The sequence below is a fragment of the Cyanobium sp. Aljojuca 7D2 genome (assembly GCF_024346415.1).
In the GTDB taxonomy this organism is placed as follows: Bacteria; Cyanobacteriota; Cyanobacteriia; order PCC-6307; family Cyanobiaceae; genus Cyanobium_A.
Window position 1 is genome coordinate 22,937 of the sequence record NZ_JAGQCX010000006.1, and the last position, 15,073, is coordinate 38,009.

The 15,073-nt window shown below is 68.8% G+C and carries 16 protein-coding genes; 9 read left to right on the top strand and 7 right to left on the bottom strand.

Annotation, left to right across the window (positions count from 1 at the left end; genetic code table 11):
* The first annotated feature begins 24 nt into the window (after positions 1-24).
* Genes bioB through KBY57_RS07625 form a run of 5 tightly spaced genes read left to right on the top strand, consistent with a single transcriptional unit; the run spans position 25 to position 4,206 of the window.
* Entirely contained in the window at positions 25-909 is an 885-nt protein-coding gene (gene bioB / locus KBY57_RS07605; protein ID WP_409996426.1) for a biotin synthase BioB, read from the top strand.
* Entirely contained in the window at positions 906-1,856 is a 951-nt protein-coding gene (locus KBY57_RS07610; RefSeq protein WP_254995281.1) for a rhodanese-related sulfurtransferase, read from the top strand. Before bioB ends, KBY57_RS07610 begins: the two co-directional genes overlap by 4 nt.
* Complete coding sequence (locus KBY57_RS07615; protein ID WP_409996427.1) at positions 1,816-2,877, top strand: DUF952 domain-containing protein; 1,062 nt, start codon at positions 1,816-1,818, stop codon at positions 2,875-2,877. The genes KBY57_RS07610 and KBY57_RS07615 overlap by 41 nt, the downstream gene beginning before the upstream one ends.
* Positions 2,874-3,419, top strand: coding sequence for a hypothetical protein (locus tag KBY57_RS07620; protein WP_254995283.1), 546 nt, complete (start codon positions 2,874-2,876; stop codon positions 3,417-3,419). The genes KBY57_RS07615 and KBY57_RS07620 overlap by 4 nt, the downstream gene beginning before the upstream one ends.
* A complete protein-coding gene (locus KBY57_RS07625) occupies positions 3,355-4,206 on the top strand; it encodes a J domain-containing protein (RefSeq protein WP_254995284.1) in 852 nt (283 codons plus the stop codon). Before KBY57_RS07620 ends, KBY57_RS07625 begins: the two co-directional genes overlap by 65 nt.
* Position 4,207: 1 nt before the next feature.
* Here the strand turns inward: KBY57_RS07625 and KBY57_RS07630 are convergent, their stop codons facing one another.
* From KBY57_RS07630 to KBY57_RS07645, 4 genes are all read right to left on the bottom strand, one after another.
* Positions 4,208-5,248: a carbohydrate porin gene (locus KBY57_RS07630; protein ID WP_254995285.1), complete on the bottom strand. Its 1,041-nt coding sequence runs from the start codon at positions 5,246-5,248 to the stop codon at positions 4,208-4,210.
* Between the two features lie 220 nt (positions 5,249-5,468).
* Positions 5,469-6,377 carry a lipoyl synthase gene (lipA, locus tag KBY57_RS07635; RefSeq protein WP_254995286.1) on the bottom strand — a complete coding sequence of 303 codons (909 nt, stop codon included), beginning with the start codon at positions 6,375-6,377 and terminating at the stop codon, positions 5,469-5,471.
* 5 nt (positions 6,378-6,382) lie between these two features.
* Positions 6,383-6,961 (bottom strand): recombination mediator RecR, encoded by a 579-nt coding sequence (gene recR, locus KBY57_RS07640; protein ID WP_409995998.1) that lies wholly within the window; start codon positions 6,959-6,961, stop codon positions 6,383-6,385.
* A gap of 62 nt (positions 6,962-7,023) precedes the next feature.
* Positions 7,024-7,746: a pentapeptide repeat-containing protein gene (locus tag KBY57_RS07645; protein WP_254995287.1), complete on the bottom strand. Its 723-nt coding sequence runs from the start codon at positions 7,744-7,746 to the stop codon at positions 7,024-7,026.
* Between the two features lie 69 nt (positions 7,747-7,815).
* On the opposite strand from KBY57_RS07645, the gene psbP reads away from it, so the two are divergent.
* Genes psbP through KBY57_RS07665 form a run of 4 tightly spaced genes read left to right on the top strand, consistent with a single transcriptional unit; the run spans position 7,816 to position 11,087 of the window.
* On the top strand, positions 7,816-8,403 hold the full coding sequence (psbP, locus tag KBY57_RS07650; RefSeq protein ID WP_254995288.1) for a photosystem II reaction center PsbP: 588 nt from the start codon (positions 7,816-7,818) through the stop codon (positions 8,401-8,403).
* Complete coding sequence (locus KBY57_RS14190) at positions 8,400-9,524, top strand: FAD-dependent oxidoreductase (RefSeq protein ID WP_315859783.1); 1,125 nt, start codon at positions 8,400-8,402, stop codon at positions 9,522-9,524. The genes psbP and KBY57_RS14190 overlap by 4 nt, the downstream gene beginning before the upstream one ends.
* 19 nt (positions 9,525-9,543) lie before the next feature.
* Complete coding sequence (locus KBY57_RS07660; protein ID WP_254995289.1) at positions 9,544-10,884, top strand: NHLP bacteriocin system secretion protein; 1,341 nt, start codon at positions 9,544-9,546, stop codon at positions 10,882-10,884.
* Between the two features lie 8 nt (positions 10,885-10,892).
* Complete coding sequence (locus KBY57_RS07665) at positions 10,893-11,087, top strand: hypothetical protein (protein WP_254995290.1); 195 nt, start codon at positions 10,893-10,895, stop codon at positions 11,085-11,087.
* A gap of 26 nt (positions 11,088-11,113) precedes the next feature.
* On the opposite strand, the gene KBY57_RS07670 is transcribed toward KBY57_RS07665, so the two are convergent.
* The 3 genes from KBY57_RS07670 to KBY57_RS07680 are packed head-to-tail and all read right to left on the bottom strand — an operon-like array spanning position 11,114 to position 15,062.
* Positions 11,114-12,184: an FUSC family protein gene (locus KBY57_RS07670; protein WP_254995291.1), complete on the bottom strand. Its 1,071-nt coding sequence runs from the start codon at positions 12,182-12,184 to the stop codon at positions 11,114-11,116.
* Positions 12,181-13,236, bottom strand: coding sequence for a hypothetical protein (locus KBY57_RS07675; RefSeq protein WP_254995292.1), 1,056 nt, complete (start codon positions 13,234-13,236; stop codon positions 12,181-12,183). Before KBY57_RS07675 ends, KBY57_RS07670 begins: the two co-directional genes overlap by 4 nt.
* A 14-nt stretch (positions 13,237-13,250) precedes the next feature.
* On the bottom strand, positions 13,251-15,062 hold the full coding sequence (locus KBY57_RS07680) for a TolC family protein (RefSeq protein WP_254995396.1): 1,812 nt from the start codon (positions 15,060-15,062) through the stop codon (positions 13,251-13,253).
* Positions 15,063-15,073: the final 11 nt, after the last annotated feature.

Consider the following 15,073-nt stretch of genomic DNA (forward strand, 5'->3'; position numbering starts at 1 on the left):
CAGGCGCTGCTGGAGCTGCCCTTGATGGAGTTGCTCTGGCAGGCCCAGCAGGTGCACCGCGACGCCAACCCCGGCTACCACGTGCAGCTGGCCTCCCTGCTCAGCGTCAAGACCGGCGGCTGCGAAGAAGACTGCGCTTACTGCCCCCAGTCGCTGCACAACAGCAGCGACGTGACGGGCCGGCCGGAGCTCGAGGTGGAGCCGGTGCTGGCGCGGGCGCGGGCGGCCAAGCAGGCCGGTGCCCACCGCTTCTGCATGGGCTGGGCCTGGCGTGAAATCCGGGATGGGGCGCCGTTCGAAGCGATGCTGGCCATGGTGCGCGGCGTGCGGGAGCTGGGTCTGGAGGCCTGCGTCACCGCCGGCATGCTCAGCGACTCCCAGGCCGAGCGCCTGGCGGAGGCGGGGCTCACCGCCTACAACCACAACCTCGACACCAGCCCCGAGCACTACGACCGGATCATCACCACCCGCACCTACCAGGAGCGGCTCGAAACCCTGCAGCGGGTGCGCAGCGCTGGGATTTCGATGTGCTGCGGCGGCATCATCGGCATGGGCGAAAGCCCCAGCGATCGCGCCGGGCTGCTTGAGGTGCTGGCCAACCTCGATCCCCATCCCGAAAGCGTGCCAATCAATGCCCTGGTGGCGGTGGAGGGCACCCCCTTAGAAGCGCTGCCTCCGGTGGACCCGCTTGAGCTGGTGCGCATGGTGGCTGTCGCCCGCATCCTGATGCCCCAGGCGCGGGTGCGGCTCAGCGCTGGCCGCGAGCAGCTCAACCGGGAGGCCCAGATCCTGTGCCTGCTGGCCGGGGCCGATTCGATCTTCTACGGCGACACCTTGCTCACCACCGGCAATCCGGCGGTTGAGGCCGACCGGGAGCTGCTGGCGGCTGCGGGTGTGCAGGTGAGATGAGCGTGCTGGTGGCGGCGTTCTACCGCTTTGCTGCCCTGGAGGCGTTGCCGGCCCTGCGCCGCGAGCTGCTGCAGCTGGCCGACGCCGCTGGCGTGCGCGGCACGATCCTGCTGGCTGGCGAGGGGGTGAACGGCACCATCTCGGGCCCCGATGCCGGCGTGCAGGCAGTGCTGCAGCGGCTGCGGCAGGTGGCGGGGCTGGAGCAGCTGCAGGCCAAGTTCAGCCGGGCCGAGGAGCAGGCGTTTCACCGCCTCAAGGTGCGGCTCAAACGCGAGATCGTGTCCCTTGGCCAGCCCGAGGTGCAGCCCTATCTGGCCTCAGCGGTGGGCACCCACGTGCCACCCGAGCAGTGGGATGGCCTGATCGCCGACCCCGACACCCTGGTGATCGACACCCGCAACGCCTACGAGGTGGCGATCGGCACCTTTGCTGGGGCGATCGACCCGGGCACTGAGAGCTTTCGCGAGTTTCCCCAGTGGGTGGAGCGCGAGCTCAGGCCGTTGGTGGCAGAGCGCCAGCCCAAGGCGATCGCGATGTTCTGCACCGGCGGCATCCGCTGCGAGAAGGCCACGGCCTACCTGCAGCAGCAGGGTTTTGCCGGGGTTCATCATCTGCAGGGCGGCATCCTCCGCTACCTCGAGGAGATCCCCGAGCAGGGCAGCAGCTGGCGCGGTGAGTGCTTCGTGTTTGATCAGCGGGTGGCCGTGAACCACCGGCTCGAGCCCGGTGAACACAGCCTCTGCCACGCCTGCGGTCTGCCGCTCTCACCGGCCGACCGCCAGCTCCCCAGCTACGTGGCGGGCGTGAGCTGCCGCCACTGCCGCGATCGCTTCAGTGATGCCGATCGGGCGCGCTTCGCGGAGCGCCAACGCCAGATGGAGCGGGCTCGAGGGCGGGGTGAGCGCCATCTCGGTGAACGCCATCTCGGTGAGCGCAGCGGTGGCTGACGCGCGGCCGGTTCTCTACAGCTTCCGCCGCTGCCCCTATGCCATCCGGGCGCGCCTTGCCCTGGCGGCGGCGGGGTTTCGGCCGGGGGAGACGTTGGAGCTGCGGGAGGTGAGCCTCAAGGCCAAGCCGCCTGAGCTGTTGGCGGCCTCGGCCAAGGGCACGGTGCCGGTGCTGGTGGGTGCGGCTGCTGGGCCCGAGGGGGAGCCGGTGCTGGAGGAAAGCCTGGCGATCATGAACTGGGCCCTGCAGCGCTGCGATCCCCACGGCTGGCTGTCGGGTTGGAGTGGGGCGCAGGTGGCGGAGATGGAGGGTCTGATCACCGAAAATGACGGCCCCTTCAAGCATCACCTCGACCGCTTCAAATATCCCGATCGCTATCTGAGCGAGCCGTGGGAGGTGCATCGTCTCGCCGGGCTCGCGATTCTGCGCCGCTGGAACGACCGCCTGGAGGCGGGGGGCTGGCTGCTGGGTGAGCGGCCATCCCTGGCCGACTGGGCCTTGCTGCCCTTCGTGCGCCAGTTCCGCCTGGCTGATCCGCTGGGATTCGATGCAGCGCCGCAGCTGGTGGCCCTGCAGGCCTGGCTGGGCCGATGTCTTGGCGGCCCGGAGCTGGCGGTGGCGCTCGCACCGCCCTGGGCGACGCGCATGCCGTGGCGTTCCCCACGCTGGCTTTATCACCTGGCCCTGCGGCACGAATGGCTGGCGGCTCGTGCCGAGGGCATCTACCGCCGTTCCAGCCGTGGCCTGGCGCTCGAGGAGGTGGGTTTCATCCACCTCAGCGCTGCCGATCAGGTGCCGGCCACCGCCGCCCGTTTCTATGGCGATTTGCCTGCCGGCGAGGTGCTGCTGCTCAGCATCGATCCCCAGCACTTGGCCTCCGCGGGCCTGGCGGTGCGCCACGAACCGGCGGTGCTTCCTGATGGTTCTCCTGGCGGCACCCCTGGCGCGGAGTTGTTCCCGCACCTGTATGGCCCCCTGCCGCTGGAGGCGGTGCGCCTGGCGGAGCCATGGCGGCCATGACCAACCCAACGCCAGTGCCGACCCTCGCCGATCTGGAGGCCGAGGCCAGCCGTCGGGGCCTGCTGCTGCGCCTGCAGGTGCGCCGGCCGGCTGGGGTGGCCTGGACCCTGCGGGTGGGGGTGGCGCGACGCCCGCAACCGGAGGAGGCTTGCGGCGGGCTGCTGTTGCTCGGCGAGCTCAAGGGTTGGGCCCTGGCCACGGCCGATGGCCTGCGGCTCGACACCATGCGGGTGCAGGGTGAGCAGACCGCTGCGGTGGCTCCGTTGATCTGCGCTGCCACCTTCGCCTGGGCCCTGGAGGCCACCCCCTGCCGCCGCGCCACGATCCTGGCGATCCGAGACAGTGAGAAGCAACATCGCCGCTTGGTGCGCTACTTCCGCCAGCTGGGCTTCACGCCCCTGCGCGAGCTCGGTGCCGGCCCGGCCGATCTCGCTCCGCGGCTGCTCTGGGGCGGCGCCGGCCTGCTGATGCGGGCCGATGCCGGCGAGGTTCTGCGGCGGAGTGCGCGGCGGTTGGACCTCGGGGGGCTGGATGGGCTTTGATCCCCGTCGCTGGCGTCCAGCTCCCGGCAGCCCTGCCGTCACCAGCAACGTGGACGCCCTCCTGGCTGAGAACGATGCCCTGCGTCGGGAGGTGCGGGCGCTGAGGCGCCGACTGGAGCAACTGCAGCTGGAGCAACGGCAACACCCCAAGGGGGAGGACACGCGGGTTGCCTTCGGCCTGAGTCCCGATTTGGTGGAGCTCTGGGGCCAGGCCATGGCTCGCCATCCCCGCTGGCCGTCGCTGCGGATCGGACCACCGGCCGGCTTGCGCGGGGTGATCGACGAGCTGCGCAGTGGCTGGTGGAACCCCGAGCTCAGCCTGGAGCAGGAGCTCGATCGCCGCTCCCCCGGCCTGGGCTCCGAACTGGCTGAGGCGCTTCGGGGGCCCCACAGTCGGGCCCGTTGGGCTGTGCGGGCGGCCTTTGCCCTTTATGGCCAACGGGCGCCGGAGTGGTTGAGCGAGGCGCCCTTGCAGGTGGTGGAGGAGCTCCTGCGCCGCGAGGAGCGCCTCGGCCAGCGCCACCACCAGCGCCACCACCAGCGCCGCAGTGGCACCCGCACTGAGAATCACTCCCACACCAACCATCAATCCCACGCCAAACGCGAGGCATCGCCGCCGGACCCCCACGGCGACGCCCTGGGGCTGCTGGGGTTGGAGCCCGGTGCCAGTCAGCTGATGATCAAGCGCGCCTATCGCCGCTTGGCCAAGGCCCACCACCCCGATCTGGGCGGTGACGCCAAGGCGTTTCATCGGCTGGAGGCGGCCTACCGGCTGCTGATGGGCTGAGTCAGAACTGCAGCTGCAGTTGCAGGCCGGCGGCCAGGATCGGCTCGGCGTTGCTGCCGCTGGGATTGAGGATCAGCTGCAGCACCGGCTGGAGGCTGAGGTTGCTGTTCACCAGCCAGCTGTAGTTGAGCTCCAGCACGGTTTCGCTGCCCTGGCCGGGCGAGAGGGTGGGGCTGAAGCGGCTGCTGCCAACGCCGAGGGCCAGCACATCCAGCGGGCGGCCTGGTACCACCCCCTGCGTCAGCCAGCCGCCGCCCAGAAACAGGGGTACGGGATTGGTGTCCCAGTTGAAGCCGGCGTTCAACCCCAGCCACACCCGGTTGTCGAGCCCCAGCGGGAGCGGTGCCGCCAGGGTGAGGGTGGCGGCCGCGGCGCCATCCAGATTGCCCGTGCTGCGGTTGTCGAGGTAGCCGGTGGCGATCTGCAGTAGGGGCGGCGGCAGCTGGCGGCTCACCAGCTGATCGCCGCGGCGAATCGGTTGTTGAAGGGCGTCGCTCCCCGGCAGCCGCTCGAAACTCCACTGCAGCAGTTGGGTGTGCCCATTGAGCCTGGCTTGGTCGGGGTTGACCCCGAACAGCGAGGCCAGGTTGAACTCGGGGTCGAGCAGGAAGGCGCCGTATCGCCATTCGCCCCAGCGCCCTGCTGGCTCAGGTCGCCAACGCAGCTGCAGCCCCGGAGCGCTGTAGGGGTTGATCGGCAGACCGCTCACATTGAGGTTGAGCGTGTCGTTGAGCGCGGAGTGCACGTAGGCATCCAGCACTGGTGCGCTGACGAAGCCCGGATCCAGCGAAAACACACCCGCCTTAATGCCAACGCCGTTGGGGCCTGGGTGCCGCTCCACGCTGGCTTCCGTCAGCCATAGACCGGTGGGATGGGATGTGCTCTGCAGGGGGAAGGCGGCCCCGATCGTTTCGTTGTAGTTGGCGTCGCCGCTGAACAGCATCAGCTGCAGGTTGGTGCGCCAGTGGTCGGCTTCTCGCCAGTGCTGCGGCGGTGTGGCCAGGCCTGGCCCGGCCACCACCTCCAGGCTCAACTGCTGCATCCAGCTGGCGCTGCGGCGGTTCCCCCCGACGGGATTGGCCAGCGGCTGGGCCTGCAGTTGCAGCTGCAGCTGCAGCCAGTCGGGTACCCGCAGCCACTCATTCAGGCTGGGCCCCTCGGCCTGGATCAGATGGGGTTCTGGCGGAACATCGCATCGGCCTGGGAGTGCGTGCTCGGTGAGAAGCAGCAGCAGGGCGATCCACCAGCGCCGATGGTTGGCCCTACCCCATGCCCTCGGCAGCGTGATAACTGCTGCGCACCAGCGGCCCACTGCGCACCTGCTGAAACCCAAGCTGCCTGGCCATGGCGCCCAGCTGCTCGAATTCCGCCGGACTCCAGTAGCGGGCAACCGGGATGTGGGCGAGGGATGGGCGCAAGTATTGCCCCAGGGTGAGGCGCTGACAATCAACACCGCGCAGGTCACGCAGTGTCTGCACCACCTCCGCTTCCGTTTCGCCCAGCCCCAGCATCAGGCCACTCTTGGTGGGGATCTGCGGCGCCAGGTTGCGGGAGGCCGCCAGCAGCCCCAGGGAGTGGCGGTAGGTGGCACCGCGGCGCACCTCGCCCTGCAGGCGCTCCACGGTTTCCAGGTTGTGGTTGAAGCAGGCCGGTTGGGCGGCGAGCACCGCGGTGAGCCGTTGGCGTTGGGCGGCCAACCCCTCCTGTTCGTTGCGATGGCCGCCCCAGAAGTCGGGGGTGAGCACTTCGATGCCAACTCCGGGCGTGCGGCGCCGGATGGCGGCCATGGTGGTGGTGAACAGGCTGGCGCCGTGGTCGGCCCGGTCGTCGCGGGCGACGGCCGTCAGCACCACATAGGAGAGCCCCAGGGCGGCCACCGCTTCGGCCACCCGCTCCGCTTCGCCGGCATCCACGGGGTGGGGAGCCTGACCCTTCTCCACCTGGCAGAAGGCACAGCTGCGGGTGCAGATCGGGCCCCCCAGCAGGAAGGTGGCGGTGCCGGAGGCGTAGCACTCGGCCCGGTTGGGGCAGCGGCCCTCCTCGCAGATGGTGTGCAGCCGCTGCTGCTTCACCAAGCCCTGCACCGTCTCCAACGCGGAGGCGTTGCCAACGGGACGCCGCAGCCACTCAGGTAGCCGTTCAGCAGGGGGGATGGCGCTGTAGCGGGTCATGGGAGCTACTCGACCCGGCGCCGTCCCTCGAAGGCCCGGGCCAGGGTGACTTCGTCGGCGTATTCGAGCTCGCTACCCACGGGCAGGCCGTAGGCGATCCGGCTCACCGCAGTGAAGGGCTTGAGCAGGCGGGCCAGGTAGAGGCTGGTGGTGTCGCCCTCGACGCTTGGGGTGAGGGCCAGGATCACTTCGCTGATGCCCTCCGCATCCACCCGGTGCACCAGCGGTTGGATCTGGAGCAGCTCCGGCCCGATGCCATCCATCGGCGAGATCAGGCCGCCAAGCACGTGGTAGTGCCCTTTGAACTCCCGGGTGCGCTCCATGGCGAGCAGGTCGCGGGAATCGGCCACCACGCAGAGCTGGCCGTTGCCGCGCTCGCTGTTTCGGCAGATCTCGCAGACGGGTTCGGCCGATAGATGGAAGCAGCGCTGACACTGGCCCACCTGGCTGCGGGCGTCCAGCAGGGCGTCGGCGAAGCTGCGGATCTGCTCTTCGGGCTGACGCAGCAGGTGCAGGGCCAGGCGCTGGGCCGTGCGGGGACCGATGCCGGGCAGCCGCTCGAATTGGTCGATCAGCCGGGCCAACGGGCGCGTGAAGCCGCTCAGCGTTCCGCTCCAAGTAGATCGAATTGTGGCAGGCCTGCCCGTCAGGCGGGCTGGGTGCTGGCGGCCTCCAGGTGGGTGCCGCTGAGGTCAGCACCCTCCAGCTGGGCTCCTGTCAGGTGTGCCCCTTCCAAGTTGGCGTCGCGCAGATTGGCCCCCCGCAGATTGGCGTCCTGCAGATCGCAGCCGCGCAGGTTGGCGCCGCGCAGATCGGTGCCGGCCAGGTTGGCGTGGCGCAGCACGCTGTTTTCCAGATTCACCTCCTGCCAGTCGCCATGGGGGGCCTGCAGGTTGTGCAGATCGAAGCCGGCGAGCTGCTGGCCGGCGAGCGACAGGCCGGCGCTGTTGAGACTCTCGAGGGCGTGGATGCGACCCATCAACCATCGTGCTCCGGAGGCGTTGCAGGTTTGCAACAGCTCATAAGCCTCCATGTTTTCGCGCTGGCGGCGCTTGTGGCCTTCCAGTAGGTAGAGGAACGCTGCGGTCACGATGCTCAGCGACTCCACATTGCCGACGCTGATCAGGGCCTCGGCATCCCGAAACAGGCAGCCCTCGCTCCAGTTTTGGTTGCGGCAGGTGGCGTAGCTGTTCACCACCAGAAGCAGGGCCAGGGCACTGCCGGCCGACAGCGCGAGGCGAAAGGCAAAGGAGCCGTCGAGCAGCCGGAACAAACGGGAGTCGTGGCGCCGTTGCTGCCGTTGGGCCCAGTTTTGTGGCCGTGGGCCATCGGGCTGCGACCGACGGGCCGAACGTTGCTGGCGGGGCATCGCTGCGATGGGTGGATCGGGCCCATGCTGATGGCCCAGCAGAATGGCGCCACGCAAATGATCCGAGCCATGGCTGTTTCCTGCAATCTGGCTGTTCTCCGCAACCTGGCTGTTGTTCGCAACCTCTTGCCGCGCCTGGTAGCCGTGCTGTTGGCTGGGGTGCTGGTGTCCTGCAGCGCCGCCGCGGCTGGGCTCAATAGCTTCCAGAGCCCGGATGGGCGCTATGCCTTCCTCTATCCCACCGGCTGGACCCGGGTGCAGGTGAGTGGCGGCCCCCAGGTGGTGTTTCACGACCTGATCAACAGCGATGAAACCCTCAGCCTGGTGATCTCGGAGGTCAATCCCACCAATGATCTCGAGAAGCTGGGCAGCGCCGTGGCCGTGGGTGAGCAGTTGCGCCGCACGGTGATTGCCCCCGAGGGCAGCGGCCGGGCCGCCGAGTTGGTGGAAGCGTCGGAGCGGCAGGAGGGCCCCCGCACCTTCTACGACCTGGAATACGCCGTGCACCTCGACGACCGCGACCGCCACGAGCTGGCCACCGTGGTGCTCGACCGGGGCCGCCTCTACACCTTTGCCGCCAGCACCAACGAGAGCCGCTGGGGCAAGGTGCAGGAGATGTTCCACCAGGTGGTCACCTCGTTCACCCTGTTGGTGTGACGGCCGCTCCCCTCGCCGCCGATGTGGTGATCGTCGGCGGTGGGGTGGCTGGGGGCCTGCTGGCCCTGGAATTGCGGGAGCTCGGGGCATCGGTGACCGTGGTCGATGCCACCTCTTCACCCTCAGCCCAAGGTGGCCTGTGCTCGGCGTCGGCGATCAGCTATGGCGCCCTGCCCGGCTGGCCCCTGGCCCCCACACCCCTGGCGCGCTTGGCGGCGGGAGCATCCCGGCGCTGGTGCCGGCTGCAGCGGCGCCATGGTGCGTTGGGCTGGCGGCCCTGCCGCTTGCGGCTGCACGTTGGGGGCGCCGGGTTGCGGGCGCTGAGTGCCTGGTGGCCGCTGCCGTTTGCCCAGGTGGATTCGGCGGTGTTGGTCGCGCGCCTGCCGCTGGTGCTGGCTGCGGCGGGTGTGATGTGCCGAGCGGCCCGTGTGGAGCGCCTGGATCCCCAGCCAACGGCTGGCTGGGAGCTGCACCTCAGCGATGGCACCAGCCTGCAGACCTCAAAGCTGGTGTTGGCGGCGGGCGCCCACTGCCGCCAGCTCTGGTCAGCCCTGCCTTCGCGCCTGCGCAGCAGCTGGGCCGCGGTGTTGGAGCTTGCCCCCTATCCGGCGCACCTGGGCCGAGCCACTGCCTGGCTGCCGGTCAGCTTTGGGCGGGCCGGCCTGGAGCGCCGCGCCGCCGGCTTGAGCCAGCCGGAGTGGCTGGTGGATAGCGGCCTGGTGCCCTGGGTCGATGGGGCCCTGCTGGGCCAGCACACCCTGGTGCGGCCGGGCCTGGAGTTGGGAGCACCGCCATCGTCTGTGGAGGTGGAGCAGCAATTGCGCCAGGGGCTGGCGGGCCAGTCCTGGGGGGCGCCCCTCGCGTGGCTGCCGGGCCAGCTGCGCCAGGCGGCCGTGGCCTTCTGCAGCGAGGGGGTGCCGCTGGTGGGTCCGCTGGCGGCGGCGCCTGGCTTGTGGGTGTTCACCGGCTTCAGTGCGGGGTTCAGTCAAGTGCCGGTGTTGGCGCCACTGCTGGCCCAGGCCCTGGTGTCGGGGGGAGCACAGGCGGAAGCGGCGACGCGGCGCCTGCACCAACTGGGCCTGGGGCGGCCCGATCAGGTGGGGGCTGACAGGTGTCGCTGAATCCTGCAAGCTGGGCGCCATGATTCAAGCCACTCCCACCACTGCCCAGCCGTGGCCACGCCGGCAATGGCAGCAGATGCAGACGCGCTGGCAGGGGCTGAGCGATCACAACCAGGTGGGTGTGAGCCTAGCGGGGGTGGGCGGTGTGCTGGTGCTGTGGGCCCTGTTCTGGCCCGTGCCCACAGAGGTGGAAGGCATGGGCGTGATGATCTACCCCAACAACGCCGGCATCCTCAACGCCCGTGCTGGCGGCCAGGTGCGGGAGGTGTTCGTCAAGGAGGGTGAGTCGGTGGCGCGCGGCCAGGTGCTGATGCAGCTGTATCTGCCCGTGCTGGAGCGTCAGCTCGACCAGCAGCGCGGCAACCTGCGCCAACTGCAGCGGCACAACGCCATGCTCGATGAGCGGGATGCCCTGCGGCTGCTCACCGAGAAGCGGGCCCTGGACACGTCTCTGGCCAAGTTCTCCGACGATCGCCGTCGCTACGGCGCGTTGCAGTCGACGTACTCCAGCAAACTGCGCAACCTGGATTGGCTGGCCCAGCGCGAGGTTGTGGCCCCGCTCTCGACCGAGGTGGTGTCGGCGGAGCAGGGGCTCACCAGCACCAGCGTGAATCTCGATGACGTGAAGATCAACGAGAAGAACGTGGTGACCAACTACCAGCAGGTGAAGCTCAACATCGAAACCCAGGCTCTGCAGCGCCGCTATCAGATCGACGATCTCAAGCGTCAGATCCAGGTGACCGAAGCCAAGATCGGCTACGACGGCAAGGTGCATGCCGACCGGGATGGCACGGTGTTGGATCTGCAGGTGATCGCCGGCCAGACCGTCGGCACTGGCCAGCGGCTGGGCACGATCGGCCGGCCTGAGCAACCCAGCGCCAAAGACCGCCCGCTGCGGGTGGTGTCCTACTTCGCACCCGCCGATGCCCGCCGCCTGCCGTTGGGGCTGCCCGTGGAGGTGGTGCCGCAGTGGAATCAGCGCGGCCGCTTCGGCGGCATCGTGGGCAAGGTGACGCAGGTGCTCACCCTGCCCGCCACCCAGGACGACATCTCCACCACCACCGGCAACGCGCAGCTGGCCCAGGCGCTGACCAAGAACGGTCCGGTGATGCGCAGTGAAATCGAGTTGGAGCGGGATCCCTCCAGCGTGGATGGCTACCGCTGGACCCTCTCGGGGGGCAGCGGCGTGTTCCCGATCCGCGACGGCCTCACGGTGTCGACCCATGCCTACGTGGAGTGGCGCTCGCCGATCAGTTATGTGATTCCGGGCCTGCGCTCCCTCACCGGCGGCTTCCGCACCCCTTGGATCGATCTGCGTTGGAACCTGCCCTTCCTGCGCCAGCCCAACACTGTTTCGTAACCCGCCCCGTGGACGCCAAGCCCCGTTTCCAGATCCGCAACCCCCTGCTGCGTCAGGAATTTCCCTGGCTGGTCAGCGAGGTGGTGTTGCTGCTGATCCTGTTCAACGCCAACCCGCCGGAGCTGTGGTTCTGGCTGGTTGTGCTGCTGGTGGTGCTGCTGTATCGCGTCGAGCGCTGGTGGTCGTCACGGCCCAACGCCTGAGCCCTCAGCTCGCAGTGCTATTGCGCTCACAGGGCTGTTGAGCTCACGATCGCGCGCCATTGGCGTTCGGTGCTCTTCAGGGTGTGGTCGATCCGGTTGAGCACCATCCATTGCGACGCCACCCGTTGCAGTTGCTCGGGGGTGAGCCGCCTATGGGCAGCCTTGGATTCGGGCGACTGCAGGGCCTCTAGAGGCAGCGCCGGTCGGGGTTGGCTCGGCGGTGGGTGCAGCTGGGAAGAACCACTCAGTTGCTGTTGCCAGCTCAGCAATCGCTCAACCACAACCTGCACAAAGTTCAGGCCGGCGGCGTAGTCGCCCTGCAGCCCCCAGCCCTGCCAGTCGGCATTGGGCAGACGCCGCAGCTCATCGAGATCGAGGATCAGGGCTTCGCTGGCCTGGTCGAGCAGCGCCCATATTCTTGCAATCGGATGCTGGCTGGCCAGGGTGCCCAGTCCCAGCAGGGCGCCCTGGCGTTGACCTCGCAAGCTCAAGAGCGTGGTGCGCAGGTTGCGGATCTGTTGCCCCAGCTCGCGGCGGCGTTGCGCCTGGGACTGGATCGCTGCAGGCGGGCGCTGCACCACTTGCTGCAGGGTATGGCCCAGATCCACGAGGAGTTGCAGCAGGCCCTCCCGCTGTTGGATCCGGGCGCTGGAGGGCCAGAACAGGCGCAGGCTGAGCAGGGCCATCAGGATGCCGAAGGCGGTCCAGAACAGGCGCAGGGGGATCCAGCTGTCGAGCTGTTGCCCATGGGTCAGCCAGCCCATCACCACCACGAAGCAGCAGACGCTGTAGCCCACGGTGAGCCGCAGGGAGCCGGCAATCAGCCGGGCCAGCAGCAGAGCCAGCGGCAGGGCCACCATCAGCGGCAGATGGCCCCAGGCTCGGTAGCCGAAGAACGCCACGATGGCGCCAACGGTGGTGCCGATCAGCCGTTGACGGCCCAATTCAAGGGTGTTGCCGTAGGTGCCCACGGTCACGCTTAACACCGCCAGGGAGGCATAAAACCCGAAGGGAAGGCCCGTGAGGTTGGTGAAGCCATTCACCAATGTCACGGTGGCGGCGAGGCGGAGGGTGTCCCTCAGGGCCGGGCTGATCATCGTTGCGCTGCCGAGAGCTGGGCCAGTGCGGCGTTGAGCAAGGCCCGGCTGTGGAGAAGTTGTTGCAGCGCCTGGCATTGCTGGCCGATGGCCAGCAGCAGGGGCAGGGGGGCGCCCAGGCTGCTGGCTTGCTCCAGCCAGAGCTGAGCTGTTTGTGCGTCGCTCAGCTCAACGTTGTTGGGCTCCGTGTTGCTCAGATCCGCAGCCAGGCTGGTCTGCACTTGCAAGCGCTCGGCCAGATCGCCGAGCGCGCTGCGGAGCAGCGGCTGGGGGGTGTTGTCTGGCAGGGGGGTGGCCAATTGGCGCAGCAGCGGCTCCAGCAGCAACCATTGGCGCAACACTTGCCTCCACAGGCTGCCGGCCTGGGCCCAGCGGGACAGCAGGCGTTTGGTGTGGCAGGGCATGGCGATGCCTTGATCCTGGTCGCGCAGCTGTTGCAACTGCTGGATGCCCGGCAGCAGATCCTGAGATCGCAGGACCGGTGGGGGCGCACCACCGCTGCCCAACCACTGCTGCATCGCCCGGATCTGGGTCTCAAGCTGGCTGGCGATCCGGGCTTCCAGAGCGGGCAGCTGCTGTAGGGGCCGGCGTGGCCAGAGGGCCCAGGTGGCCATCTGCGCCATCAGGATCCCCAGCACCGCTGCGAAGGCCAGATTGAAGATCAGCGACCAGTTCACCTCGTTGCCCCGGTGCATTAAGTCGAGGGCCCAGCACCCCATGTAGCCCGTGCCCAGGCCCTTGAGTAGCCCCAGGATGCGCACCAGGGTGCCGGTGAGCAGCAGGGCGATCCCGAGCACCACCCAGTTGGTGGAGAGCTCATGCAACACGGTGGCCGTGACGATGCCAATCAGGACGCCGGCGACCAGCTGGCTGATGCTGCGGGCGGGGGTGAAGTCGTTTTCATTCACGAACAACACCACCATCACCAGGGCCAACGGCAGCGCCTGAATGCGCCCCGACCAGAGCACAATCCCGATTGTGAGGGTGGCGGCCAGCCAGATCCGCAAACTGTTGCGCCACAGGGGGCTCAGGACTGGCAGGGCGAAGGCCATGGTGGTGTTTCGGCTCAGGGTTGGCCTGTGGCGCTGCTGCTGAGCTGCGGCTGGGTGAGTTGCAATTGCGGCTGGATCGGCGCGTTGGGATCCCGGGGCATCGGCAGAAGCTCCTTCAACAACTTTGCGTAAGTGATGTTGACGGCCACCGTGGCGTTGAGCCGCTGCACCAAGGAGTTGATCAGACGGTCCTGGGTATTGGAAAGATTGAGTTCGCTGTCGAGGCCGGTGAGATAGCGCAGCCGCACATCGCGGAAGGCTTCCAGGGCCGCGGCCACGCCGCGGCGGGCTGAGCTGAGCTTGGCGAGGCTGGCCTCGTGGTTGAAGAAGGCCTGCTCGATCCGCAGGCGGATGTCATTGCGCGTGGCGGCGAACTGCTGGGCAGCGGCCGCCTCCCGTTTGGCGAGGGCTCGCGCCTGGCCTGCGGTGGTGCCGGCATCAAACAGCAGCCAGGTGAGGGTGAGTCCCGCCGACCAGTCCCAGCCGTTGGTGGTGCTCAAGGGCAGGGCCGTGGAGCCGCAGCAGCCCCCTCCCCCAATGTCGAAGTTGGTCAGGCTGCTTTGGGAGCTGCTGCCTCCGCCGCTGGCAAACAGGGAGAGTTTCGGCAGCAGCCCGGCAGCAGTGGCCTGGCTCTGCTGGGCCAGGGCCGTGCGGGTGGCCAGGATCGCTTCCAGTTCGGGATTGCCCCGGTAGGCCGCCAGCAGGCTGGCTTCCAGATCGAGGGGCCAGCGGGGCTGCACCACGATCGGGTCGCTCGGGGTGGGCGTCACGCTGGCGGGCAGGTTGAGCAGCACCGCCAGCTGCCGGCGCGCCACCGCCCGGTCGGCCAGGGCCTGGATCAGGGTTTCTTCGTCGGAGGCCTGGATTGCCCGGCGCCGCAGCACATCGAGCCTGGGTACCAGACCCGCCTGCTTGAGGTCGAGGCTGTCCTGCAGGATCACCAGATCGTTGCGCAGGTTGGCGTCGTAGACGCGCACCAGCTGCTCGTCCTGCTGGAGCTGGTAGTAGGCCTCACTCACCTGCAGTTGCAGGGAGCGCAGTTGGTTGGCGTAGGTGTTGCGCTGCTGCTCCAGGCTGGCGCGGGCTGCGCGCACTGTGGGTGTGCGGGCGAAGTCGAGCAGGGCGTAGTTGAGCTGCAGGCCTGCCGCAACGCCCCATTCCCCGGAGGTGGCCGCCGCGGATCCGCCGTTGGGCACATAGAAGGGTCCGGCGGTGGGTTTTCCGGCGGAGTCGAGCAGCCCTGCAGGGTCAAACAGCGGGCCAAAGCCCAAGTTGTCGTTGGGCTTGTTGGAGGTGGTGGTGCTGCGAGCGCCCTCGTAGCCGCCGTTGGCAAAGGCGCTGATGGTGGGCCAGTAGCTGCCCATGGCGGCCTGGAGGCTGGCCAGGGCGGCGGCCACCTGCTCGCGCTGGGCCTGCAGGGTGGCGCTGTTGGCAAAGGCGATGGCCAGGGCCTGCTCCAGGCTGAGGCTGGCGACGCCGCTGGCCTGAAGCTGCTGGGGGGTGGGCAGATCCAGGGGCGGACCGGCCACCGTGTCGGCGGGTTGGATCGGCCCGCTGGCAGGCTGGTTGGCCCGGATCAGGTTGGCGGGCAGCTCCGGTGTGCTGAGCACGTCGCCCACCGGGGGCTCGGGCTCGCTGGGGAGCAGCTGATCGAGCGCCCGCAGTTGCGCATCCAGCTTTTGCCAGCTGCGCTCCAGCAGCTCGGTGCTTTGGGTTGGCCGCGGTTGGCCTGGAAGCGATGCAGGCCGTGGGGCAGACAGCGCAGCCGGGGCCAGCTGGGCGGGGATCAGCCCCAGCCACAACAGGGCCAGAACGTGGTTGCGCATTGCCACGGTGA